Raw genomic sequence first — 21,939 nt, forward strand, 5'->3', positions numbered from 1 at the left:
CTTTTCACATTTCCCATATTAATTACGACACATTTCACCAAAACTTAACATCGCTGCTAAAATAACATCGAAAATTAAGAACTCAATTTCTCTATGCAAAATCAGACTGCTTCAAACCTCCCCTCAACTCAACTTGGAAAAGCACTGCTTTGTCTTATGACATCGGCATTATTATTTTCCATTATGGGAGTGTGCATTCGTTTTGCTTCACAAACGGTAGACAATGCGACTGTCGTGTTTTTTAGAAATGCAGTGGGTTTATTTATTTTTATTCCGATGCTGTTTAAACAGGGTCTAGACTTTATTAAAACCGATAAACTCTGGATGCATACGTGGCGAAGTCTAGTGGGTCTTGCCGCAATGTATGGTTTTTTCTATGCCATTGCGAACTTAAAATTATCAAATGCCATGGTTTTTAGTTATTCATCTCCTATTTTTATTCCGTTGATTGCATGGCTTTTCTTAAAAGAAAAAATCACCAAATCAATGATTTTTGCCGCAGTTATTGGGCTCATTGGAGTTTTGTTTGTCGCTAAACCCGACCAAGGTTTATTTAACGCATTATCTTTTATTGGCTTAGGTGCATGCTTTTTATCCGCAATGGCTTTTGTCACCGTAAGAGCCTTAACCAGTACAGAGCCGCCTGAGCGTATTGTTTTTTATTTCTGTATTTTTGGTAGTTTAATTTCATCTATTCCGATGTTCTGGCATTGGCGCATTTTCACTTGGCACGAATTAAGCCTACTCATTGCCGCAGGACTTTTAGCAAACATTAGCCAACTATTTATGTCTTATGCTTATAGCTTAGCGCCAGCAGGACAAATTGGCCCAATGAATTACATTGCCATTATTTTTGCAGGAATATGGGGATTTGTTTTTTGGCACGAATTACCGGATCTATTCAGCATTATTGGCATATTTATTATTTTATTTGCGATTTTGCTCTGTAATCCATTTTTGCAAAAAAAGTTGCTCTCTCGATTTAAATAGCAGACAAACCTTATTCTAATTTAGGTACTGTATTCGATACTCATTTGGTGAAATGCCTGTCCAGTGACGATAGGCTTTTCTAAAATTAGAGGTATCTGAAAAGCCAACTCTCTCAGCAATTTCATCTACGGTTAAAGTTGTTTCTCGCAAATATTCATCGGCAAGACGGCGCCGAGTTTCATCTAATAATTCTTGATAAGTCAGACTAAAACCTGCCAAGCGCCGATGTAAGGTACGCTTTGACATATGTAAGCGTTCAGCCATTTCTTGGGCCGATGGGAAAAGCCCTGTTCCATCCAATAATATTAAACGGATTGTTTTCACCAACTCAGGCTCTTCAAGTTCAGCAGCACCTAGCATCCGCTCACAAAATGACTTACACATATCAGCGGTAATCGGGTTGGCATTTGGACAAGGTACATCGAGCCACTTTAAATCAAAGTGCCATTGCATCACTCCAGCATTAAACTGAACAGGACAATGAAAGACTTTTTCATATTCTTCTGCATAGTCAGGCGCTGGATAGGGCAACAAAAGCTTCTTGGCTTGAAATGGTCCTTCAAGCACACGTTCAATTAAGGTTTGCATGGAACTAAACCAAAACTCGCACACTAAAGGCAGAAGCTTACCAAGTGCAATAATGTCCTGCCCTTCAAAAATCGCAGCATCATCTCGCATATAAAAAGACTTCTTTAAAATAGGCCCTGCAAGCTTAATGTGTCGAATGCCAAGCTCTACCGCTTGTCTAAAATTACGCGAAGAATATAACGCGTAGCCATACACTCCAAAATCTGACAGCCGCTGCTTTTGCCCTGCACGTAAACCAATGAGCGGATCATGAGATAGCTTTTGAATATTATGAAATAGCTGAATTTTTTGAAACTGAGAAATATATAAAGAGGATTGGTTCAACGCATCAGGTGAAATATTTGTGCCAGCTAAAACATCTGATATTGAATGGCCTTGCAAACCCATTTCATCAAACAAACTGGTCAAACCCAGCAAATATGTATTCGAACCTAAGGATCTATTATCATAATTTCCTTCAATAACACTATTTGCATTTTTATAAATATTTTTAGGCATTTAATTCACACCATCCCTAGAGTGACGTGCATAATGGCACTAAACTACCTCTTGTTGTCTCAATTTAACATCGACCATACGACGCTTCAAGCATAAAGTATGATAAGCAAAAGTATGGAAGGAACAATAATGGAACACTCCACTTTAAAAGAATATAGCGGCTCTGCCACTGAACATATGGAACTTATTTTTTCCAAACAACGTGCCAATTTTGAGGCAGATCCATACCCAACTCTTGAAGCACGCCGCACAAAACTGCATCAACTCAAAAAACAAATTATTCGTTATCAAGATGCTTTGGCTGCCGCGATTAATTCCGATTTTAGTTCAAGATCACTTGATGAATCTAAATTATTAGATTTGCTTGGCTCAGTGTTAGAAGCTGATCATGCAATTCATCATTTACGCCGCTGGATGCGTCCAAGTAAACGCCGTACCGAGCTTTTATTTTTATCGAACCGTTTAAGTGTGCAATACCAACCTAAAGGCGTGGTTGGTGTCATTGTTCCTTGGAACTTCCCCGTTTATTTAGCACTTGGCCCACTCATTGCCGCATTAGCTGCAGGCAACCGAGTTATGATTAAACTCCCTGAAATTACCCCAAATACCAATGCAATGCTTCGACGCATGCTTGCTGAAGTCTTTAATGAAGATGAAGTAGCCGTGTTTGGTGAAGAAATTACAGATCCAGCAAGATTTACCTCTTTACCGTTTAACCATATCGTCTTTACTGGTTCTCCTGCGATTGGCAAGGTCGTCATGCGAGCAGCGGCTGAAAATCTAACACCTGTTACGCTTGAGTTAGGTGGTAAATCACCTGCTATTGTAAGCCGCAACTACCCGCTTGCCGATGCAGCAAAACGTATTACGCATGGTAAAGCAACAAATAGTGGGCAAATCTGTGTAGCGCCTGACTATGCGTTGGTTCCTAAAGAAAGTATTGATGAGTTTGTAGATGCTGCAAAATCAAGTTTTATAAAAATGTTTGGTCAAAACATCGCATCTAATGAAAATTACACATCAATTGTAAATGACCGCCATTTAAACCGCATTCAAGATATTTTGACCGATGCACAAGAGAAAGGTGCTCGTGTTATTCCTTGCGACACTTACAGCTTTGACCAACAAGGTCGCAGAATGCCTGTACAGATTGTGCTGAATTGCACGCCAGATATGCGCATTATGAAAGAAGAACTCTTTGGCCCTATTTTACCAGTGGTAGCTTACGATTCTTTAGATGATGCGATTACCTATGTGAAATCAGATGAACGACCTTTAGCGCTTTATTGCTTTACGCATAGCTCAGTAGAACGCGACCGGATTTTACGTGAAACTCATTCGGGTGGTGTGACCATTAATGACTGGGGCTGGCATGTAGTTAACCATGATGCTCCTTTTGGTGGTATCGGCAACTCAGGCATGGGGTCATATCATGGTGAAGAAGGTTTCCGTGAACTTTCACATGCAAAAACTGTATTTATTCGCCATAGGTTCTTCCCAACTCAGCTTTTCCACCCTCCTTATGGAACCTTCCTACAAAAATTAGCAATACGCTTTTTCTTGAAAAAAGGCGATCCGAATATTAAGTAACCGTTATAAAAAAAGCCTCGTAATGAGGCTTTTTTTATAATCTAAATTAATAAATTTTCTTATAAAGTTACTGTAATTTATTTAAATATAATCAGCCTTTTGTGCTTTCAAAATATCAAGTTGCATCATTTTTTTCTTTTTATACTTATAGGCAATAAATAAACCAATAAACCAGATTGGTGAGCATTCAAGCGCAATTAAAGTGTCATGATCTAAAGCCAAAATTACAATAGTAAAAACTAAAAATAACATGGTCAGCCATGCCATAAATAAACCACCTGGCATTTTATATTGAGATTGAATATGTAACTCAGGAAATTTTTTACGATAAGAAATATAAGAAAGCACAATCAACATAAATGTAAAAATACATAAAATTGAAGTCAGTGCTGAAATAATCGTAAATGCGGTCATTACATTAGGCACAATAAATAAAATAGATGTTCCAGCCGTCACACATGCCATTGAAAATACTAAGCCTCTAATAGGAACTTTTCTTTTTGACAGTTTACTAAAGCTTTTAGGTGCATCGTTGTCTAACGCTAGACCGTATAACATCCGGCTAGTCGCAAAGATCCCACTGTTTGCAGAAGATAAAGCCGAAGTCGCAACAACAAAATTGATTAAACCTGCTGCAATTGGTAATCCAACTAAAGTAAACATTTCTACAAACGGACTTTTTTCTGGTGAAACCTTAGCCCAAGATGTGACGGCAATAATACAAACCAATGCACCTACATAGAATAGCAAAATGCGTAAAGGAATAGAGTTAATCGCTTTTGGAAGTGATTTATGCGGGTCTTTGGTTTCAGCAGCAGTTGTACCAACAAGCTCAATACCTACAAACGCAAATATGGCAATTTGGAAGCCAGCTAAGAAACCTGTAACGCCATAAGGAAACATCGATTCTGTTTCAAACAAATGGCTCATTGAAGCCTTAACACCATTTGGTGAAGTAAACCCAGTACCAATTAAATAAATACCAGCCAGAATAAATAGAATAATTGCAGTAATTTTGATGAGTGAGAACCAAAACTCAAGTTCACCGAACAATCGAACGGCCACAAAGTTAAGTATGGTTAAGATGGCCAATGATGTAAATGCTGGAATCCAGACGGGTAAATCGGGATACCAAAACTGCATGTACCCTCCGATTACAATGACATCGGCAATCGCAGTAATAATCCAGTTACACCAGTAGGACCAACCAAGGAAAAATCCCGCCCATGGACCGAGATAAGCTGTTGCAAAATCGGCGAAGGTTTTAAAATTAGTGTTCGCAAGCAACAATTCACCCATTGCCCGCATCACGAAGAAAAAGAAGAAACCAATAATTAAATAGGTTAAAACAATTGAAGTACCCGAAACACTTAATGTTTTCCCGGAACCCATAAATAATCCAGTACCAATTGCACCACCGATTGCGATCATCTGAATATGACGATTTGTCAATGAGCGCTGCAATTTCTCTTCTTCTTGATCAGTCATATGTTGACTCCCAAGGAGATCTCCTTCCAGGAACTGCTTTCCTTTATTCTTACTCATGTAATATTTACTCCAATTTATAGCAACCGTCGTAAATGCTTTAATAATAAATAAATTATATGATTATTAATTTAATCCATTAAACCATTCTAAAAATATTATTAAATCACTTAAGACCTTATAAATTCCTTTTTAAAAGCTATCACCTATAACAATAAAAATTATTCATCATTCCTTTCCTTCATTATTATATTAGCCCGCTCTTCTCAATATATTTTCAATAAATACTTAAAATATATAAATTAATTAAATATTTTACTTACTTACCCTTTATATATAGAAAAACAGGCTAATTAATCTCAGCTCAGCGAGCAAGATTGTATTTATCCATATACTCATCTTACGCTAGCGATAATATATTATTCCTTCTTAAATTTGGTGAAATGTGTAGTATTACTGATTAATTAACAGCCATTCGAAAATGATTAGTCTCTTTGAGCTTCTTTACCACTTCTGGACTCGCAACCTGTTTAACTTGAACACTTAGCACACGAACCAAAGAGCCATTTTCGACATTCAATTGTTTTGCCTGTTCTTTTGTTAACTGCAATATGTTCTGATGAGGCTGGCTATACACAAGAATGGCCCGATAATTTTCATAATCATCATTAGCCACAATGTAAGACTCATCCCCTACAGGGATATTTTGAGGCTGTTCGATTTGAACCGTTACAGACTGACTCTCTTTAATTGCCCGTAAATTTTCGATATCTGCTTGTAGCGTTGCGCCCCCATCAAAAATATCGACATAGCCTTTATAGCGTAGTCCCTCTTCAAGCAGCAGGTTGTAGGCCGGACGAGTATTTGGGTGCACAATGCCAATTGCGGCTTTAGCATCGTCAGGTAACATATCGACATAGAGTGGATGTCTTGGCATCAGCTCAGCAATAAAAGCCTTCTGCCCTACACCACTTAAATAATCGGCCTTGGTAAATTCGATATTAAAAAACTTATGACCTACCGCATTCCAAAATGGTGACTGCCCATTGGCGTCAGAATATCCGCGCATTTCAGCAACAATCGTTTCTTCAAAATATTGACGGAATGCTGAGAGAAATAAGAAACGGACTTTAGATAAAAATTTGCCATTTTTATTTAAGCGATAGTCAGGATCTAAAAATAAAGTACAAAGCTCACTACAGTTGGTATGGTCATTACTCAAATACAAAGTCGGTAAAGCGTTATAAACACTTAACGGTTCTGACGCATGCACTTGTGTCCCAACATGGAAGTTATACCAAGGCTCTCTTAACCCCAGTGCTACTTCAATACCGCAAACGCCGACAACTTTGTTGAGTTCAGTATCTTCTAAAACAAATAAGTAAACCTGATCTGCCTTTGGTAGTTCGCCTGCGACTGTTTTACATGCCCGTTCAATACGAGCAGCAAGCTTTTCCATATTTGGCTGCAAAGAGGTCAAACCAAAACCTGCTTTTTGCGCCAACAGGTAAAGGTCATTAACATCTTTAGGTTCAATGTAGCGAATAATCATCATGCTGCTTGTTCATCCTTTTGAATTTCTACAAAGCGAGCAAGCGCACGTTCAAAGCGTTTTAGACCTTCATCAATATCAGCAAATGGAATAATTAAAGATGGCGTAAAACGGATAACATTTGGACCAGCAATCAAACTCAATAAACCTTCTTCGCCCGCAAGATTATTAATATCTTTTGCTTTACCAGCAAATTCGGCTTTTAAAGCACAGCCAATCAGCAAGCCTTCACCACGAATCATTTCAAAAATTTCATATTTTTCATTTAATTTATTTAAAGCGTTTTTATAGTAGTCATGACGCTCTTTAACACCCTCAAGTACTTCAGGCGTATTAATAAATTCAAATACTGCACCCGCAACCGCACTTGCTAGCGGGTTACCACCATAAGTCGTGCCATGTGTACCTACTGAAAAATGTGGGGCAAACTTATCGGTTGTTAACATTGCACCGACTGGAAAACCGCCGCCCAATGCTTTTGCAGTGGTTAACACATCTGGAATAACACCAGAGTTCATGTAGGCATAAAGTGCACCAGTACGGCCAACACCCGTTTGTACTTCATCAAAAATCAGTAAGGCACCGAACTCATCACACAGCGCGCGTAAACCTTTTAAAAATTCAAGGTCAGCAGGAATAACACCGCCTTCACCTTGGATTGGCTCAACAATAACAGCACATGTTTGCTCATTAATTACTGCTTTTGCAGCTTCTAAATCATTAAAGGCAACATGATTGATACCATTTGGAAGTGGTGCAAAGTCTTGTGAATATTTAGGTTGACCACCCGCTGAAACGGTAAATAAGGTACGACCGTGGAATGCATTGTTAAATGCTACGATGCCGCTTTTGCTAGCTACACCACTGTCTAAACCAACTTTACGAGCCAATTTTAATGCAGCTTCATTGGCTTCTGCACCTGAGTTACAGAAGAATACTTTATCTGCAAATGTATTTTCGGTGAGTTGTTTTGCAAGGCGTAGAACAGGTTCATTGGTATAACCGTTACCAACGTGCCAAAGTTTTGTTGCTTGTTCTGTTAAAGCATTTACTGCCACTGGATGCGCATGACCTAATGCGTTTACTGCAATCCCGCCTGCAAAATCGATATATTCTTTACTTTCTTGATCCCAAATACGTGAACCTTCACCACGTACCGGAATGAAATTTGCCGGTGCAAAAACTGGAACCATCCACTCATTAAAATTATTTCTAGAAACTGTAAAATTATTCATCTTATCTAATCCATTAAATTGAATTATTGGGCTTAACTGATGTCCCTATTATTCAAAATCAAATTGATTCAAAAAATTTGTATTTTAGTAAAAAATGAATTATTTTTTACCAATTTGATAATTGACAATTACAATATGGACAACATTGATCAAATTATTTTAGGTTTACTTAAAGATAACGCACGAATGTCTGTTACCGAGTTAGCCGAAAAAGTTCACGTTTCACGCGCAACGGTTAAGAAGAGAATTGAATATTTAGAGTCTTCGGGCATCATTACTGGATATACGGTACGGTTTAAACCCAATGCAGAACGCAACGTTATCCGTGCATGGATGAGCATTATGGTTGAAGGGACCAAAGCACAGTCTGTGATTAAAGAATTACGCCTCGAAAGTGCCGTGGAATGTCTGCATAAAACCAATGGCAAATGGGACATTCTGGTCGAGCTACGTTCTGACACCTTAGAAAACTTCGACAAAGTTCTAGAAAGAATTAGAAATATTTCAGGTATTTATAATAGTGAAACCAGTATTCTGCTTGCGAGTCATAAGACCTAATCATTCACTTTAATTTCAAATCATAAAAACGAAATTGATGAGCTAAGCATATGGTTTAGTTCATCAACTTGCTTTTGATTAGAAAAATTCTGCTCTTGCCTTTCCTTAAATCTCTTGAACTATGACGACAATCAACATCTTCTAAAAATCCTCAATAAATTTTTAATTTTTTTTAAATAATCAAATCAAATACTTAAAATCTAATCTGATTTAAATTCCAACTTTTTTCACCCACTCCCATTATCAAAGCATTTGACAGATAATTTAAAACATAATACATATAGTCTTATATGTTATATGTTAAAACCTAAGGACAAGGTATAAAAAATGGCTAAAACTCAACTACAACACTTTATTAACGGCGAATATGTTGCTAGCAAAGGATCTGATTACTTCGATTTGGTAAGCCCCGTGACTGGTGAAGTTTATGCACAATCACCGAATGCAACTGAGGCAGAAGTTGATGCAGCTTATGCTGCTGCAAAAGAAGCATTTAAAATTTGGGGACGTAGTACACCTTCGACTCGTCAAAAAGCATTATTAAATTTGGCAGATGCGATTGAAGCAAATGCAGAGCGTTTAATTGAGGCGCAAAGTCGTAATACAGGTCAGTTAAAACACTTAATTGCATCTGAAGAAGTGGGCGCTTCAGCAGATCAGGTTCGTTTCTTTGCAGGCGCTGCCCGCTTACTCAATGGCACAGCTTCAAGTGAATATTTAGAAGGTTTAACCTCTTCTATTCGCCGTGAACCTGTTGGAGTGGTGGGCCAAGTTACGCCTTGGAACTATCCACTCATGATGGCGGTTTGGAAAATTGCACCAGCTTTGGCTGCAGGTAACACAGTGGTACTTAAGCCAAGCGATACGACGCCTGAAAGTACGCTTTTATTGGCAGAAATTGCAGCGCCATTTTTCCCTAAAGGTGCATTTAACGTGGTGTTAGGTCAGGCTCAGGTCGGTTCAAAAGTTGTATCACATAAAACCCCTGCTCTTGTTTCTATTACAGGTTCGGTTCGTGCCGGATTACAAGTTGCAGCTTCTGCCGCAGCAAATTTAGCGAAAGCTCATCTTGAGCTTGGTGGTAAAGCGCCTGTGGTCGTTTTTGAAGATGCCGATCTTGATAAAGCAGTTGAAATGATTGCCTTAACGGGCTATTTCAACGCAGGACAAGACTGTACTGCGGCAACACGCGTAATTGTGGCTGAATCTGTTCATGATGAATTTTTAGCTAAACTCGTTGAAGCTGCAAAAAATACCCGTTTCGGTGAACCTGATGATCAAGATGCACTTTATGGTCCGCTTAACAATGCCAATCAATTAAAAAATGTTAAAGCCTTCATTGACAACTTACCTGCTCATGCCAAAGTTGAAACAGGCGGTAAACAAGCAGACCGTCCAGGCTTCTATTTTGAACCCACTGTTATTAGTGGCTTAAAACAACACGACGAAGCCATTCAAAATGAAATTTTTGGACCAGTGATTACCGTTCAGAAATTTACAGATGAAAATGATGCGATTGAAAAAGCCAACGACGTTGAATATGGCCTAGCTTCAAGTGTTTGGACCACAGATCATGCCCGTGCAACTCGTCTGTCTCGTGAACTGGATTTCGGTACAGTTTGGATTAACACTCATATTCCTTTAACCGCAGAAATGCCACACGGTGGTTTCAAAAAATCAGGTTATGGTAAAGATTTATCTGGCTACGGTTTTGAAGAATATACCCGTATTAAACATGTGATGAGTTCAAACGAATAATAACAATGAACTTTGAAAGGAGATCAAAATGAATAAACAAGAAATGAAAGACTTGGTGACTAAAGCCCATCACGAGCTATTTAATTTGCACGACACCACTGCTCTGGACCGTTATTTTTCTGAAGACTTTATAGAGCACTCACCACTGGTTGCAAATGGTCTTTCAGGCCTTCGCCAACTGGTAGAAGACTGCCCCGACATGCAACATGAAGCTGTACGTGTACTGGCAGACGGTGACTTGGTTGCAATTCATGGTCGCTTTCAGGGGTTAGATGAAAATCCTTTAGTCGGTTTTGATATTTATCGAGTGAAAGACGGCAAAATTGTTGAACACTGGGACGGTCTTGTGGCAGAAGCTGCACCGAATGTAAGCGGTAGAACGCAGTTAGATGGACCAACTGAAATCATCACTCACCATGATGCAGAGAAAAATCGTGAGATTGTGACCTCTTTCTTTAAAAAGTCATTAATTGATGGCGATTACGAAGCTTTTAAAGAATACACCCACGATGATCAATTCATTCAACATAGCCCAGATATTGGCGATGGTGTTAAAGCAGTAATTGATTTTTTGAACAATATCCGTAATGAAGGACAAGGTTTGGTATACTCCAAAACGCATCGCTCCATTGCTGATGGTCAATTTGTCTTGACACATTCCGAAGGAAGTATTGCCGGAAATCGACATGCCTATTTTGAATTATGGCGAGTCGATAATGGCAAAATTGTTGAACTTTGGGATGCAATACCAGCTGTGCCTGAAGATGAGCAGGCAGTCCATCAATATGGCGTGTTTTAACCATTTATCCGTTTCATTAAGCTAAGTCTCTGACTTAGCTTTTAGAGAATTCGCCATGTCAGCATATACGATAATTTTTGCACCTATCGCTCAGGCAACTCGATCGGAACAAGTTGTAGAACGCTTGGAAAATGCAATTATCTCTGGATTGCTCAAAAGCAATGAACAGCTTCCTAACGAGGCGGATCTAGCTCGCTTAATGGGAGTGTCACCGATTACAGTACGTGAAGCCTTAAATACTTTACGCGTAAAAGGTCTGATTGATACACGACGCGGGCGAAACGGCGGAAGCTTTGTTTGTGAGTTACCTTCCGATTTACTCTTAAACAAACACCCTCTTCGCCAAGCGTCCAATGAGTATCTAGCTGATTTAGGCGAGTTTCATAGTGCAATTTTAAGCCATGGTGCATATTTGGCAGCACAAAGAACCACTGAATATGAATTAGGCAAAATCAAAGAACTTATTGATCAATTTGAACAGGCCGTTGAAGCAGACACACGTGCCCAACTTGATTTACGTTGCTTGTTAACACTCACCTCTTTTGCTCAATCAGCTCGACTGGCAAATCAAGAGTTAACCATACAAGCCGAATGGGCACCACTCATTGCTGTGCTTTACCAAGATGATCAGTTTCATCAATCGGTCGTCGCTCAATACCACCAACTTTTATCATCTTTTGTTCAAGGCAATGAAGATGATGCTGTTATTCAGGCACGAAAAATCATTTCGATGCTAACAGACCAAATGCTTCGATATAAGTTATCTATCGAATAAAAACAATAAAGTAGAGCGCTTATAAAGTATCAAGTGAGAAATACGGAATTTTAGGAGTTATAGGAATGACCCAACATTTAGATATAGAAGAGCTTCAAAATTTGTTAAAAACGGTGGTGGAGGAAACGACAGCCATTACAGAAAAGCTGGCGACCAAAGCGAGTAAAATTCTCTCAAAACATGAACCTGAAAAAACGAAAGACGTTAAGCTTTCAGGTTCAGAGCGTTCAGCTTTGCAAAAAGAAATTAAAAAAGCCTTACAGGAAAGCCATTACAGTCAAGGCATCGGCTTTGCAAGTTATAGCCCTGCAACGCAAGAAGAACAAGATTATTGGACACTCGAATGGTGGTATAAAAAAGAAGATCAATTGCAACAAGCTAAGCTTGAAAACTATCAAAATGCTCAGCGATTTCTAGATTTCCGCTCTTTTGAATGGTTCCATAAACCTGCTCAAAATAAGAGTCCGTGCATCCATGGACCATATGTCGACTATATCTGCAATGGTGCATACACCATCACCCTTGCCCATCCGGTCATGATTCGTGATCAATTTATCGGCGTAATTGCTACCGATATTTTAGTTTCCGCACTCGAAAAAATTCTTATGCCTAAGCTTAAAAACATAAAACAAAAAGCAATTGTGATTAACGACTCTTCTCGAGTGATTACTTCAAATGACATCACTATCAGAACAGGCACATTATTTAAAGGCCAAAGCCCTGAGCAGTTTTTGTCACGGCCGTGTCAATCTTTTCAACTGGTCGTGATTTAGAGTGACGTCGAAAAATATAAATATTTGATCTTGCTTTAGGGCATCACCAAGGCGAAACAGCCACCAACTTTTGTACAAACTTTCTCCAAATAGACGTGTTTATTCAAGTCTAGGGGAAGTTTTGGCTCAAAAATAGCATCGCTTTTCCGGATGAAAAGCAAAACAACGAATTTGAGGTTGAAATGACATGGAAAATAAAACGTCTTCCTTAAAAAAACTGTCTCTTTGGCAAGTCACGATTATTGGTATTGCCTACATGACTCCCATGACGGTGTTTGACACTTTCGGTATTGTCTCTGGCATTACCAATGGACACGTACCACTGGCCTATTTACTTGCACTTGGCGCCATGCTACTCACTGCTTGGAGCTATGCAAGATTTAGTAAAAATTCTGAAAAATCAGGCTCTGCATACAGTTATACAGCTGAAAGTTTAGGGCCAAAAAGCGGTTTTTTTGTGGGTTGGTGTTCCCTACTCGACTATTTATTACTGCCCCTCATTAATGTTTTACTTGCTGCAATTTATCTCACAGCACTAATTCCAAGTCTGCCTTACTGGTTTTGGGTCCTTGTATCGGCGGGCCTAGTCACTTTAGTGAATTGTTTCCGCATTCGGTTACTCGCCAATTTGAGTCTATTGTTTGTATTTGCACCTATCATCCTCATGGTCATTTTTGTTTATTTAGTGATTAAGGGTATTGGCTCTACTCAAGGTTATGAGCATGTGCTTACTTTGGCTCCACTCTGGCATGAACACCAATCTATACTACCGCTCGTTGCAGGTGCCTCAGTTTTGTGCTTTTCATTTCTAGGTTTTGATGCGGTTACTACGCTTTCAAATGAAACCAAACAACCTACCAAAAATATACCCCGTGCTGTCATGTTAACGACTCTCGCTGGCGGACTTATTTTTTTCACAGCCGCTTGGTTTATTCAACTTTATTTCCCAAATAATCTACGCTTTCAGCATCCATCAGAAGCGTTGCCTGAAATTGTGCTTTATGTCGGTGGCGCTTTTTTCCAATCCGTATTCTTATGCGGGCAAATTATGAACACTGTCGCCTCTGGTCTCGCTTCTCATGCCAGTGCTTCACGTTTACTGTATATAATGGGCACCGATAATATTTTTCCTAAAAAGTATTTTGGGACAATTCACATCTCCTTAGGTACACCGTTTTTTTCGGTTTTGTTTGTTGGTCTTATTTCGATGTCCGCGGTTTTTCTAGACTTAGCCCAAGTCGTCAGTCTGATTAGCTTTGGTGCGCTAGTCGCTTTTACAGCCGTAAATTTCTCAGTTTTTATGAAGTTTTATATTAAAGATAAACAGCGCTCAGGGTTTAAAAATAAATTTCTAAACCTCTTTTTACCGCTTATCTCTGTGATCAGCATTATTTGCCTCTGGCTTAATCTTGACTCATCTTCACTGATTTTTGGATGTTTCTGGTTAGCTTTAGGTATTCTCCTATTTATCTATAAAACGATTAAAAAACAAAGCATTGCTATTAGTAACGCTTATTAATTTTTAAGGAACTTTTGTCATGAAAATTATTTCTAAACCTCAACTTTTAAAAGACGTTGAATATAAACCAAGTAAATCTCTACAAGTGGGCAAAGAGTGGAGCTGGTTAAATCCAAAACATGCAAAATTTGACACAACTACTGTAGAAGGCACAGCGGTAGATAATCCAGCAAACTACTATGAAAGCTCGCTTTCTGATTGGCATACCTTTGACAGTTTAAAAGCTGATATTGAATGCGATGTGGTGGTTATTGGTGGTGGTTTATTAGGTTCATCTACGGCCTTACATTTAGCTGAACAAGGCGTAGAGACTGTTTTATTAGAAAAAAACCGCGTAGGTAGCGCAGCTTCTGGTCGAAATGGTGGACAACTCACCCCTGGTTTAGCTCGTTGGGAAGCCCAAGAAATGGCCGATCGCTTAAGCTACGAAGATGCCAAAAAACTCTGGCATTTTACCTCTACGGAAGCCATGCAGCTGATTGATGACATCTCAGAAAAATACCAGCTCAACTTTGACCGAAAACATGGTCACATTACTGCTGCCGTTCATGAAGGACATTTAGTTGGTTTAACACAAGGCGCCGATGCACGAAAATATTTAGGTGAAGACCATACCCGTATTGTGGGTAAACACGAACTCATGGACTTTATTAAGTCTGACTATTACACAGGTGGTTTAATTGATGAGTTGGGTGGACAAATCCATCCTTTAGCTTTAAACCGCGGTTTAATTTATGGCTTTTGCAAAAATGGCGGTACTGTTTATGAACAAACAGAAGTCCTTTCAATAGAAGAAAAATCAGATGGTATTTATGTTCAAACAGCAAATGCCATCGTAAAAGCTAAAAAGTCTGTGGTGTTAGCAGTACACCATGCTTCTTTTAAACTTTTATCAGAGCAAAACAATACCACTATCCCTTTCTATACTTATGTTGCAACGACTGCCCCGCTAGAGCTTGATACAAAAGAGCTTTTGCCATTTGGGCATCCAGTTTACGACACCCAGTTCCAGATTGATTACTACCGTCCCGTGTTTAATAACCGCTTATTATTTGGAGGCCAAGGCACAGGAACATGCTGGGGTCCAGAGAAAACTTTAAATTATCTAGAGCATCGAATTCATACCGTGTTCCCGCAAATTAAAAATCTAGAAATGGATTTTGTCTGGAGTGGAACCACTGATTTAACCGTAAATGGTGCAGTCGATAGCCGTAAGTTTGGCAATAAATTCCCAATTTATGCTGTTCACGGCTGGAGTGGTCATGGCGTTGCACAGACTGTACGTATTGGTAGAGCCATTGCGAATGACTTTGTTGGGCAATCTAACGATTTTGAAATGTTATCTAAAATTGATCATCAAAATATTATGTTTGGTCGTACCCTTGCCCCCGTTGTTATTCCACTCGCGAAAAGTATGTATGGCATCGGTGCAATGATTAATCCGGGCAAAATGGTATCTTTCTAATTTATAAAATAACCAGTTTTCAAAAAGGGATTCGTATAGTTTGTACGGATCCCTTTTATTTAGCTGAGTAAAATCCTTTTCAAACTAGGTTATCCCTAACTAATCTATTACAATAGCGCCAGCTTTTTTATTCAGCGCATATATTTTGAGCAATTCATCTTCCCAATTAAAACGCGGACTTAAAAATCGCCATATCCAGTTAATTGCCATGGGTGGTGCTGTCGGGACAGGTTTATTTTTAGGCTCTGCACAAGTCATCCAGTCTGCTGGTCCTTCTATTATTTTAGGTTATGCCATTGTCGGTTTGGTCGCATTTCTAATTATGCGCCAAATGGGTGAAATGATCGTAGAAGAACCTGTGGTTGGTTCCTTTAGTTACTTTGCACAAAAATATTGGGGCAAGTTCCCTGGTTTTTTATCGGGCTGGAACTATTGGGTGGTTTATATTTTGGTCGCGATGACCGAGCTGACAGCCGTTGCTAAATATGTGCATTACTGGTGGCCCCACATTCCTGCTTGGATATCAGCCTTATTTTTCTTTGTTTTAGTCACGTGTTTAAACTTAGGCAATGTTAAGTTTTATGGTGAATCTGAGTTTTGGTTAGCCATTATTAAAGTTGCAGCGGTCATTGCCATGATCGTGTTTGGCTTATATTTATTGCTTACCACAGGTAATGATTCTATCGCTAGCTTTGCAAACCTATGGCAGCATGGCGGATTTTTCCCACATGGGTTCTCGGGCCTATTTTATATGCTCGCCTTTTTAATGTTTGCTTTTGGCGGTATTGAACTGATTGGGATGACTGCAGCTGAAGCCGAAAATCCTGAAAAAAGCATTCCACAAGCCATTAACCAAGTTATCTTTCGAATCTTAGTTTTCTATGTGGCTTCGCTTGCTATCATTATGTCGCTCATTCCTTGGAATCAGCTTGACCTCGGTGGTTTAGATAAAAGCCCATTTGTGATGATTTTTAGCCAGCTTGGTATTGGCTGGGCAGCGCATTTGCTCAACTTTATTATTTTGACGGCTGCACTATCAGTTTATAACAGCGGTATGTACGCAAACAGCCGTATGTTATATGGCCTAGCAGTACAAGGTCACGCATCCAAAATTTTTACAAAAGTCAGCAAACAAGGGGTTCCAACGCCTGCTGTTATCTTTTCTTCTATTCTGATTTTTGGTTGTGTATTACTGAACTATTTTATCCCAGAACAAGCTTTAAGCTATCTCATGTACATGGCTGTAGCTGCACTGGTTTTAAACTGGGCAATTATTAGCTTTACTCATTTAAAGTTTAAACACGCCATGAAGCTTGAAAATAAAGTTGCCAAATTCCCCGCTCTATTTTCACCCTTGAGTAACTATATTGTTTTGATTTTTATTGGCATGATTTTATACATCATGTGGACTCAAGGATTTGAAAAATCGGTGATTTTAATTCCAATCTGGATTACCTTCATGTTTGGACTATATAAATTTTTAAGTTGGAAAAAATCAATCTAATCTTTAAAGAAGGCTTATTCAAACAGGATAAGCCTTTTATCATTTTACAGCTCATTACCCTAAGTAACTTCAGAAAATCTACTCAAAAAACCCTTCACATTCTATTCATCATTATTGAAATGTTCTTTGCTAGACACACTGATATGTAAGCCTTAGTCATTCTAAACATTGGTATTTAATGAGATAATTATTAAAGTACAAGTGTTTACATGATCTATAAATATTTGTGTCAATGTTCAGCTAAAATCAAAGCAGACCAGTTATCGTTGCAATCACTCAACAGGCAAAAGATACTCCATCGTAAGACAGGTTCTTTACCCACTTAAATGATTTAGCGCCGTACTGTGTCTCTCAATGATGAAAGACAGGAAATTTTATGGAAAAAGCTCTGCAATGTCCTAAGTGTGGTTCTACAGAAATTGAAGCACGTGACCATGACAAATTACTTAGAACAACTGGTGGTGTTTTACTGACAGCTGCTGGCACAACTGCAGGTACGGTAGGTGGTGCAGCAACTGGCGCGACTGTTGGAGCAGCTATTGGTACTGTTGCTGGCCCTTTAGGCGTGATTGTTGGTGGAACTGTAGGGACTTTTGTTGGTGCCATTAGTGCAGGAATTACTGGCGGTGTCGTTGGTAATATTTTTGGTAAAAAAGCAGGCGTGATGATCGATAAAAATATTTTTCAAGACTATCGCTGCTTGAAATGTAATTATCGTTTTAAGCAAAAGAAGTAAAACGAATTAAGCCGGAGAACTAGTTGCTCTAGCTCTCCGGCGTAACCAAAAATTTATAAACCAGCTGGAATAATAATTTACTTAGCTACTCCATCTTGTTGATACTTTGGTGAACGTGGACCATATAACAACCCCATACCCGGATTATAATTAGTCGGGGTAAAAAGTTGAGTATTTACCATGCCTGCTAATGGATAAGCGCGGTCAGTTAAGCTGCCAGCAATCTGTTCCACTAAAGCACCAACGACCATTCCGATTAAACCCGAATTACCATTATCACTTCCTTGAACAAGTTTTTTCTCACCTGTCCAAATCACATCTCCAGTTTTTAAATCAACAAGCTTTGCATCAACACTAACTGTAGCCACACTTTGAACCACTTGATATTTAGTACCATATTCTTTAATTCGAATATATAAAGCAGCATCGGCGCCAAAAATCTCTTGCAACTTCTGAGGTGCAATTGACTGTGCATCACTGCCATTAGTAACACCATTCTCTTTAAACATATTGTCTACAACAGAGATGGGAAAAACGTAATAACCAGCTTCCGCTACAGGTGCCACTACAGTAGGCCAATAACTATAAGTCGCTTTTACATCTGGTGAATCATTGACTGGCGGTAATACCAAAATCGATTTTGGCATATGAGCTTTATAAGCTGTAATATCTTTATTAGGTGATGGAGTAACAGCACAGCCCGTAAATGCAAGGCTAGAGATGACCAAACCAGCAATTAAAAATTTCTTAATCATGATTTTGTATACTCACCCTTAGCCTTCATTTTTTGCAATAAGCGATCCATTAAAACTGTAGATTCTGGATATACTTGTTTTTCAAGCTGGAAATACTCAATTGCTTTTTGAGAATTATTTTCTTGCAAATACAATAATCCCAAATGAGCATATAAACCTGGTGGAACAGCTAAGCCCTTACCTTTTGTTTGTTCAATTTCAGCTTCTAATTTTGCGATTTGCGTACTTGGCGTAGCTTTTTCAGGTGCGTTATACATCAAATAGGTTTGATGAGTATAAGTTCCCCAATTATATAAAGGCTGAGGACCAGCGGCACAACCAACCAATCCTATAGCAAGAAAACTGCTCAAAAGAATTTTTTGCATTTAACAAATATCCAAAATTATTGAACAGACCAACGGTTATTTTGAATATCTGTTACTAGATTATTAACTGCTTCACGAACAGCTAAATCGAGTACTTTGCCATTTAAAGTAGAATCATAAGAAGCTGTAGAACCAAAACCTAATACTTCACGAGCTCCTAGTGCATATTCACCAGCGCCTTGTACGGAATGCACAACTTCTGATGTTTTAACATCAACAATATTTAAATTAACTTTTGCATAAGCAACTTGCTGTTTACCACGCCCTAAAATACCAAATAATTGTTGATCGCCTACTTCTTTTCGACCAAACTCAGATACATCACCAGTAATAACGTAACGAGCGCCCTTAATAGCTTGATTCGTATTGCTATAACCTACTTCTTGTTTAATTTCAGATAAATTATCGCGATTTAAAACTGTAAAATAACCAGTTTGCTGTAAATGTGTCTCAAGAATAGTTTTTGCTTGTCCGCCTAGACGGTCTACATTATCAGAGAAAACACCTCTCATATAACTAGAGCGATTATCAAATTTACCAATAGAAACTGGAGCTTTTACTCCATTATATTTAATTTGTGTTGTTGCTACAGCCACTTGCGGGCTTTGTATCGTTCTTGAAGTTTCAGTAGTTGAACATGCCATTAAACTGAAAGAACTCAAAGTAGTAATGATTAATATTTTTTTCATAGTTACTCTACAACAATCACAAAATACAAAGAATATATATTATATACAAAAAGATTATCGAACAATTCAATAATGTAACCATTAAGTAAAAAGTATATTTTCTGAACTTCTATTTAATAAAAAAACTCCTATTTTATAAGAGTTTTTCGAAGTTAGTTGCAGTGATATATGTCTGTAATCATTTTAAGTAATTTTAAAAAATATTATAAATACAGGAATAAAGCGAGTAACGATTTTTTCTGGCTTTACATCTGATTTTTAGTATCTTTTCTTAATTATGCCCTCACTTCATTTACCCAAAGAAATTAGAAAATATTCCAATAACCGCTCTCTTTCATCGGGTTTGTTTGGGTCTAAAAGCTGAACCATGGCCCCATCAATTACAAACAAAAACATATGCGCCTCTTGTTTTGAGGCATTTGGATGGCTCGTTAAAAGCAATTGATAGATTTCATTAATCAGCCAGTTTCGATAGTCAACAACGACCTGATAGGCCTTTGGATACGTTTTCGCTATCTCGAAAATAGCTTTAAATGGCAAATGATAGAGTCCGTCTAAGTCGGCATGTAAAAAGTAAAGTTTGCGAAGCTTTTCAAGCAGCGTTAAATCTTTTTGAACATAGATAATTGAAAGCACCTCATGTTTAAGCCCATCTTTTTGAAAGGTTAGGCTCATTTCAATAAGTCGTTCTTTTGAATGAAAGTAATTATAAAAAGTTGCTTTTGAAGTTTTTGAAGATTCAAGTATGCGGTCCACTCCGACTTTATGAAAACCATATTTATTAAACAAGAATCTTGAAGTATGAAGCACGCTTAAAGCACGAAATGGAAGATCTGAATGTGGCATAGTTTTTACCGTTATAAAATTCTTGTTGTAAGTGAGATACTTTTTTGGGAGAAAAAAAGGCATAGCAAAGCCTATAAAGACTGTGCTTGGCACATCTCAAGTTTTATTGTTGCTAAGTTTTAATCGTGACGATTTAAAGCCTGAAAACCTTTAGGTAATCAAACTGCTTTAACGTTTAAGTTGTGTCGATATAGACTTTGGCAAAGGCTGCCAAGAAATAATGAATGTGCAAAGCCAACTCCTTTTTATTGGGAGTTCTGCCAAGTCATTAAAATTATGGTGGCAGAACGAAAGGGGGTTCGCAGACTGGAAACAAAGGAACCAGCACACCCGAGGGTGTCCCCCTTCCGCCCTACCGTAGAGAAAAAGGGGGCGAACGAGTTCCCGACACACAAAATAAGAATTTTGCATATCGACTTTGTTTTCACGGTCTGCGACAACCGACTGGCAATGTGGCCAGCAGGCAAAGAATAGTGCTCTACCCTTTTACAGTCAAGCACACAAAATGACATTTGCTTTAAATTAGATCATTAAAAAGTAAGGATAAATAATGAATGAGTTATTGTTAAAGTGGGGTTTATAAAGGGGTGAAAATTTATATAGATATATTATTTTAGGTGGGTAAATATAGAATATAAAAGAATGGAAAACGATGAAATGAAAATATCTTTATTAGATGTACAAGAAGTATTCAATGATCTGTTAAACCATAAAATCAGCCGAGAGGATGCTGAAGAATGGGCAAGAAAAAGAATGAATGCACTGGATAACCAAGACTTACTTTTTGATCCTCCGATTAAAGAGGAGCTTCTTTGGAAAGCGGTAATATATTTGAGTGGTGTTGGATTAAAAATATCTCCTAATAAATATATGGAAGATGAAATTGGCATTAAAGAAATGTTTAGTACTTATTGGAATCAATAAGTTTTTTAACGAAAATTTATACCCCAAATTATAAGATAATTAAATTAAAACAACATTCTAAATAAAAAAAGCTAAGCCCGATAACCGTGACCTAGCTTTTAAAAATAATTTAACAGGCTCTATCTAGAAAATTTATGGTCTTTAGGAAGTGGAGCATTACATGGCTGATCCGTCTTTACATCGACCATTTTCACAGGCCCATCGTTGTAGATTGTTACCTTACAGCCTTTTACGACATATTCCTGTTGAATGCCACCGTACATTTCATCCTCAGAAACAGCAGATGCAACATCACACGCATCGTCAGCACGGCATATCGCCTCTTGCCCACCAACCTCTACAGCTTCTGCTCCAGCAGCTTCCATTGCATCTACAGCACTCTCCTGTAATTCAGCATCTACAGCCTGTATCTTTGCAGCATATGTATTTGAAAGATTCATCATAAGAAAAATTGCAAGAAATAACTTACTACAGTGATTTATTAAATTCATAATTATCATCCATCAGGTCAGTATTCATAGAATGCATTACTCAC

Annotated in this window: 21 protein-coding genes; 12 read left to right on the forward strand and 9 right to left on the reverse strand. The window is 38.3% G+C overall.

Translation table 11 applies throughout. From position 1 onward, the window contains the following. Positions 1-93 precede the first annotated feature (93 nt). Complete coding sequence (locus tag SOI81_RS12190; protein ID WP_320540831.1) at positions 94-990, forward strand: DMT family transporter; 897 nt, start codon at positions 94-96, stop codon at positions 988-990. A 15-nt stretch (positions 991-1,005) separates the two neighbouring features. Here SOI81_RS12190 and SOI81_RS12195 read toward each other — a convergent pair whose 3' ends face one another. Further along, positions 1,006-2,076 (reverse strand): AraC family transcriptional regulator, encoded by a 1,071-nt coding sequence (locus SOI81_RS12195; RefSeq protein WP_320540832.1) that lies wholly within the window; start codon positions 2,074-2,076, stop codon positions 1,006-1,008. A gap of 129 nt (positions 2,077-2,205) precedes the next feature. Between SOI81_RS12195 and SOI81_RS12200 the strand changes: the two genes are divergently transcribed. Next, positions 2,206-3,666 (forward strand): coniferyl aldehyde dehydrogenase, encoded by a 1,461-nt coding sequence (locus SOI81_RS12200; protein ID WP_320540833.1) that lies wholly within the window; start codon positions 2,206-2,208, stop codon positions 3,664-3,666. An 81-nt stretch (positions 3,667-3,747) separates the two neighbouring features. Here the strand turns inward: SOI81_RS12200 and SOI81_RS12205 are convergent, their stop codons facing one another. The 3 genes from SOI81_RS12205 to SOI81_RS12215 form a co-directional block, all read right to left on the reverse strand. Continuing rightward, on the reverse strand, positions 3,748-5,211 hold the full coding sequence (locus SOI81_RS12205) for an amino acid permease (protein ID WP_224992418.1): 1,464 nt from the start codon (positions 5,209-5,211) through the stop codon (positions 3,748-3,750). A gap of 400 nt (positions 5,212-5,611) precedes the next feature. After that, the gene (astA, locus tag SOI81_RS12210; RefSeq protein WP_320540834.1) at positions 5,612-6,706 is read right to left on the reverse strand and encodes an arginine N-succinyltransferase; all 1,095 of its coding nucleotides are present in this window, start codon (positions 6,704-6,706) and stop codon (positions 5,612-5,614) included. After that, positions 6,703-7,938, reverse strand: coding sequence for an aspartate aminotransferase family protein (locus SOI81_RS12215; RefSeq protein WP_320540835.1), 1,236 nt, complete (start codon positions 7,936-7,938; stop codon positions 6,703-6,705). The genes astA and SOI81_RS12215 overlap by 4 nt, the downstream gene beginning before the upstream one ends. 135 nt (positions 7,939-8,073) lie before the next feature. Between SOI81_RS12215 and SOI81_RS12220 the strand changes: the two genes are divergently transcribed. The 9 genes from SOI81_RS12220 to SOI81_RS12260 all read left to right on the forward strand — a co-directional run bounded on the left by SOI81_RS12220 (position 8,074) and on the right by SOI81_RS12260 (position 17,825). After that, positions 8,074-8,496 carry an Lrp/AsnC family transcriptional regulator gene (locus SOI81_RS12220; protein ID WP_002120489.1) on the forward strand — a complete coding sequence of 141 codons (423 nt, stop codon included), beginning with the start codon at positions 8,074-8,076 and terminating at the stop codon, positions 8,494-8,496. Positions 8,497-8,823: 327 nt separating this feature from the next. Next, positions 8,824-10,254, forward strand: coding sequence for a gamma-aminobutyraldehyde dehydrogenase (locus SOI81_RS12225; RefSeq protein ID WP_320540836.1), 1,431 nt, complete (start codon positions 8,824-8,826; stop codon positions 10,252-10,254). A gap of 28 nt (positions 10,255-10,282) precedes the next feature. After that, positions 10,283-11,053, forward strand: a complete 771-nt coding sequence (locus tag SOI81_RS12230; RefSeq protein WP_320540837.1) for a nuclear transport factor 2 family protein — start codon at positions 10,283-10,285, stop codon at positions 11,051-11,053. A 55-nt stretch (positions 11,054-11,108) separates the two neighbouring features. Continuing rightward, on the forward strand, positions 11,109-11,828 hold the full coding sequence (gene rmpR / locus SOI81_RS12235) for a FadR/GntR family transcriptional regulator (RefSeq protein ID WP_002120532.1): 720 nt from the start codon (positions 11,109-11,111) through the stop codon (positions 11,826-11,828). 65 nt (positions 11,829-11,893) lie between these two features. Next, positions 11,894-12,601 (forward strand): cache domain-containing protein, encoded by a 708-nt coding sequence (locus SOI81_RS12240; RefSeq protein WP_000191916.1) that lies wholly within the window; start codon positions 11,894-11,896, stop codon positions 12,599-12,601. 187 nt (positions 12,602-12,788) lie between these two features. Next, positions 12,789-14,120: an APC family permease gene (gene puuP, locus SOI81_RS12245; protein ID WP_239968811.1), complete on the forward strand. Its 1,332-nt coding sequence runs from the start codon at positions 12,789-12,791 to the stop codon at positions 14,118-14,120. Positions 14,121-14,139: 19 nt separating this feature from the next. Then, positions 14,140-15,585: an FAD-dependent oxidoreductase gene (gene puuB, locus SOI81_RS12250; protein ID WP_320540838.1), complete on the forward strand. Its 1,446-nt coding sequence runs from the start codon at positions 14,140-14,142 to the stop codon at positions 15,583-15,585. A gap of 145 nt (positions 15,586-15,730) precedes the next feature. After that, positions 15,731-17,089 carry an amino acid permease gene (locus tag SOI81_RS12255; protein ID WP_320540839.1) on the forward strand — a complete coding sequence of 453 codons (1,359 nt, stop codon included), beginning with the start codon at positions 15,731-15,733 and terminating at the stop codon, positions 17,087-17,089. A gap of 376 nt (positions 17,090-17,465) precedes the next feature. After that, positions 17,466-17,825: a hypothetical protein gene (locus SOI81_RS12260; protein ID WP_320540840.1), complete on the forward strand. Its 360-nt coding sequence runs from the start codon at positions 17,466-17,468 to the stop codon at positions 17,823-17,825. Positions 17,826-17,902: 77 nt separating this feature from the next. On the opposite strand, the gene SOI81_RS12265 is transcribed toward SOI81_RS12260, so the two are convergent. The 4 genes from SOI81_RS12265 to SOI81_RS12280 all read right to left on the reverse strand — a co-directional run bounded on the left by SOI81_RS12265 (position 17,903) and on the right by SOI81_RS12280 (position 20,480). Further along, the gene (locus SOI81_RS12265; RefSeq protein WP_320540841.1) at positions 17,903-18,580 is read right to left on the reverse strand and encodes a DUF799 domain-containing protein; all 678 of its coding nucleotides are present in this window, start codon (positions 18,578-18,580) and stop codon (positions 17,903-17,905) included. Further along, positions 18,577-18,945, reverse strand: a complete 369-nt coding sequence (locus SOI81_RS12270; protein WP_224993209.1) for a DUF4810 domain-containing protein — start codon at positions 18,943-18,945, stop codon at positions 18,577-18,579. The genes SOI81_RS12265 and SOI81_RS12270 overlap by 4 nt, the downstream gene beginning before the upstream one ends. Positions 18,946-18,962: 17 nt before the next feature. Beyond that, complete coding sequence (locus tag SOI81_RS12275; protein WP_239977121.1) at positions 18,963-19,634, reverse strand: CsgG/HfaB family protein; 672 nt, start codon at positions 19,632-19,634, stop codon at positions 18,963-18,965. 288 nt (positions 19,635-19,922) lie between these two features. Continuing rightward, complete coding sequence (locus SOI81_RS12280; RefSeq protein ID WP_320540842.1) at positions 19,923-20,480, reverse strand: TetR/AcrR family transcriptional regulator; 558 nt, start codon at positions 20,478-20,480, stop codon at positions 19,923-19,925. A gap of 657 nt (positions 20,481-21,137) precedes the next feature. Between SOI81_RS12280 and SOI81_RS12285 the strand changes: the two genes are divergently transcribed. Further along, positions 21,138-21,404, forward strand: coding sequence for a hypothetical protein (locus SOI81_RS12285; protein WP_163118419.1), 267 nt, complete (start codon positions 21,138-21,140; stop codon positions 21,402-21,404). A 119-nt stretch (positions 21,405-21,523) separates the two neighbouring features. Here the strand turns inward: SOI81_RS12285 and SOI81_RS12290 are convergent, their stop codons facing one another. Then, on the reverse strand, positions 21,524-21,847 hold the full coding sequence (locus tag SOI81_RS12290; protein WP_081409516.1) for a hypothetical protein: 324 nt from the start codon (positions 21,845-21,847) through the stop codon (positions 21,524-21,526). Between the last annotated feature and the right edge of the window lie 92 nt (positions 21,848-21,939).

The organism is Acinetobacter pittii, from assembly GCF_034067285.1.
Classification (GTDB): Bacteria; Pseudomonadota; Gammaproteobacteria; order Pseudomonadales; family Moraxellaceae; genus Acinetobacter; species Acinetobacter pittii_E.

Bases quoted from the DNA above. Each gene is read 5' to 3' on its own strand.
- SOI81_RS12190 (WP_320540831.1), top strand. From the start codon at position 94: ATGCAAAATCAGACTGCTTCAAACCTCCCCTCAACTCAACTTGGAAAA.
- SOI81_RS12195 (WP_320540832.1), bottom strand. From the start codon at position 2,076: ATGCCTAAAAATATTTATAAAAATGCAAATAGTGTTATTGAAGGAAAT.
- SOI81_RS12200 (WP_320540833.1), top strand. From the start codon at position 2,206: ATGGAACACTCCACTTTAAAAGAATATAGCGGCTCTGCCACTGAACAT.
- SOI81_RS12205 (WP_224992418.1), bottom strand. From the start codon at position 5,211: ATGAGTAAGAATAAAGGAAAGCAGTTCCTGGAAGGAGATCTCCTTGGG.
- astA (WP_320540834.1), bottom strand. From the start codon at position 6,706: ATGATGATTATTCGCTACATTGAACCTAAAGATGTTAATGACCTTTAC.
- SOI81_RS12215 (WP_320540835.1), bottom strand. From the start codon at position 7,938: ATGAATAATTTTACAGTTTCTAGAAATAATTTTAATGAGTGGATGGTT.
- SOI81_RS12220 (WP_002120489.1), top strand. From the start codon at position 8,074: ATGGACAACATTGATCAAATTATTTTAGGTTTACTTAAAGATAACGCA.
- SOI81_RS12225 (WP_320540836.1), top strand. From the start codon at position 8,824: ATGGCTAAAACTCAACTACAACACTTTATTAACGGCGAATATGTTGCT.
- SOI81_RS12230 (WP_320540837.1), top strand. From the start codon at position 10,283: ATGAATAAACAAGAAATGAAAGACTTGGTGACTAAAGCCCATCACGAG.
- rmpR (WP_002120532.1), top strand. From the start codon at position 11,109: ATGTCAGCATATACGATAATTTTTGCACCTATCGCTCAGGCAACTCGA.
- SOI81_RS12240 (WP_000191916.1), top strand. From the start codon at position 11,894: ATGACCCAACATTTAGATATAGAAGAGCTTCAAAATTTGTTAAAAACG.
- puuP (WP_239968811.1), top strand. From the start codon at position 12,789: ATGGAAAATAAAACGTCTTCCTTAAAAAAACTGTCTCTTTGGCAAGTC.
- puuB (WP_320540838.1), top strand. From the start codon at position 14,140: ATGAAAATTATTTCTAAACCTCAACTTTTAAAAGACGTTGAATATAAA.
- SOI81_RS12260 (WP_320540840.1), top strand. From the start codon at position 17,466: ATGGAAAAAGCTCTGCAATGTCCTAAGTGTGGTTCTACAGAAATTGAA.
- SOI81_RS12265 (WP_320540841.1), bottom strand. From the start codon at position 18,580: ATGATTAAGAAATTTTTAATTGCTGGTTTGGTCATCTCTAGCCTTGCA.
- SOI81_RS12270 (WP_224993209.1), bottom strand. From the start codon at position 18,945: ATGCAAAAAATTCTTTTGAGCAGTTTTCTTGCTATAGGATTGGTTGGT.
- SOI81_RS12275 (WP_239977121.1), bottom strand. From the start codon at position 19,634: ATGAAAAAAATATTAATCATTACTACTTTGAGTTCTTTCAGTTTAATG.
- SOI81_RS12280 (WP_320540842.1), bottom strand. From the start codon at position 20,480: ATGCCACATTCAGATCTTCCATTTCGTGCTTTAAGCGTGCTTCATACT.
- SOI81_RS12285 (WP_163118419.1), top strand. From the start codon at position 21,138: ATGAAAATATCTTTATTAGATGTACAAGAAGTATTCAATGATCTGTTA.
- SOI81_RS12290 (WP_081409516.1), bottom strand. From the start codon at position 21,847: ATGATGAATCTTTCAAATACATATGCTGCAAAGATACAGGCTGTAGAT.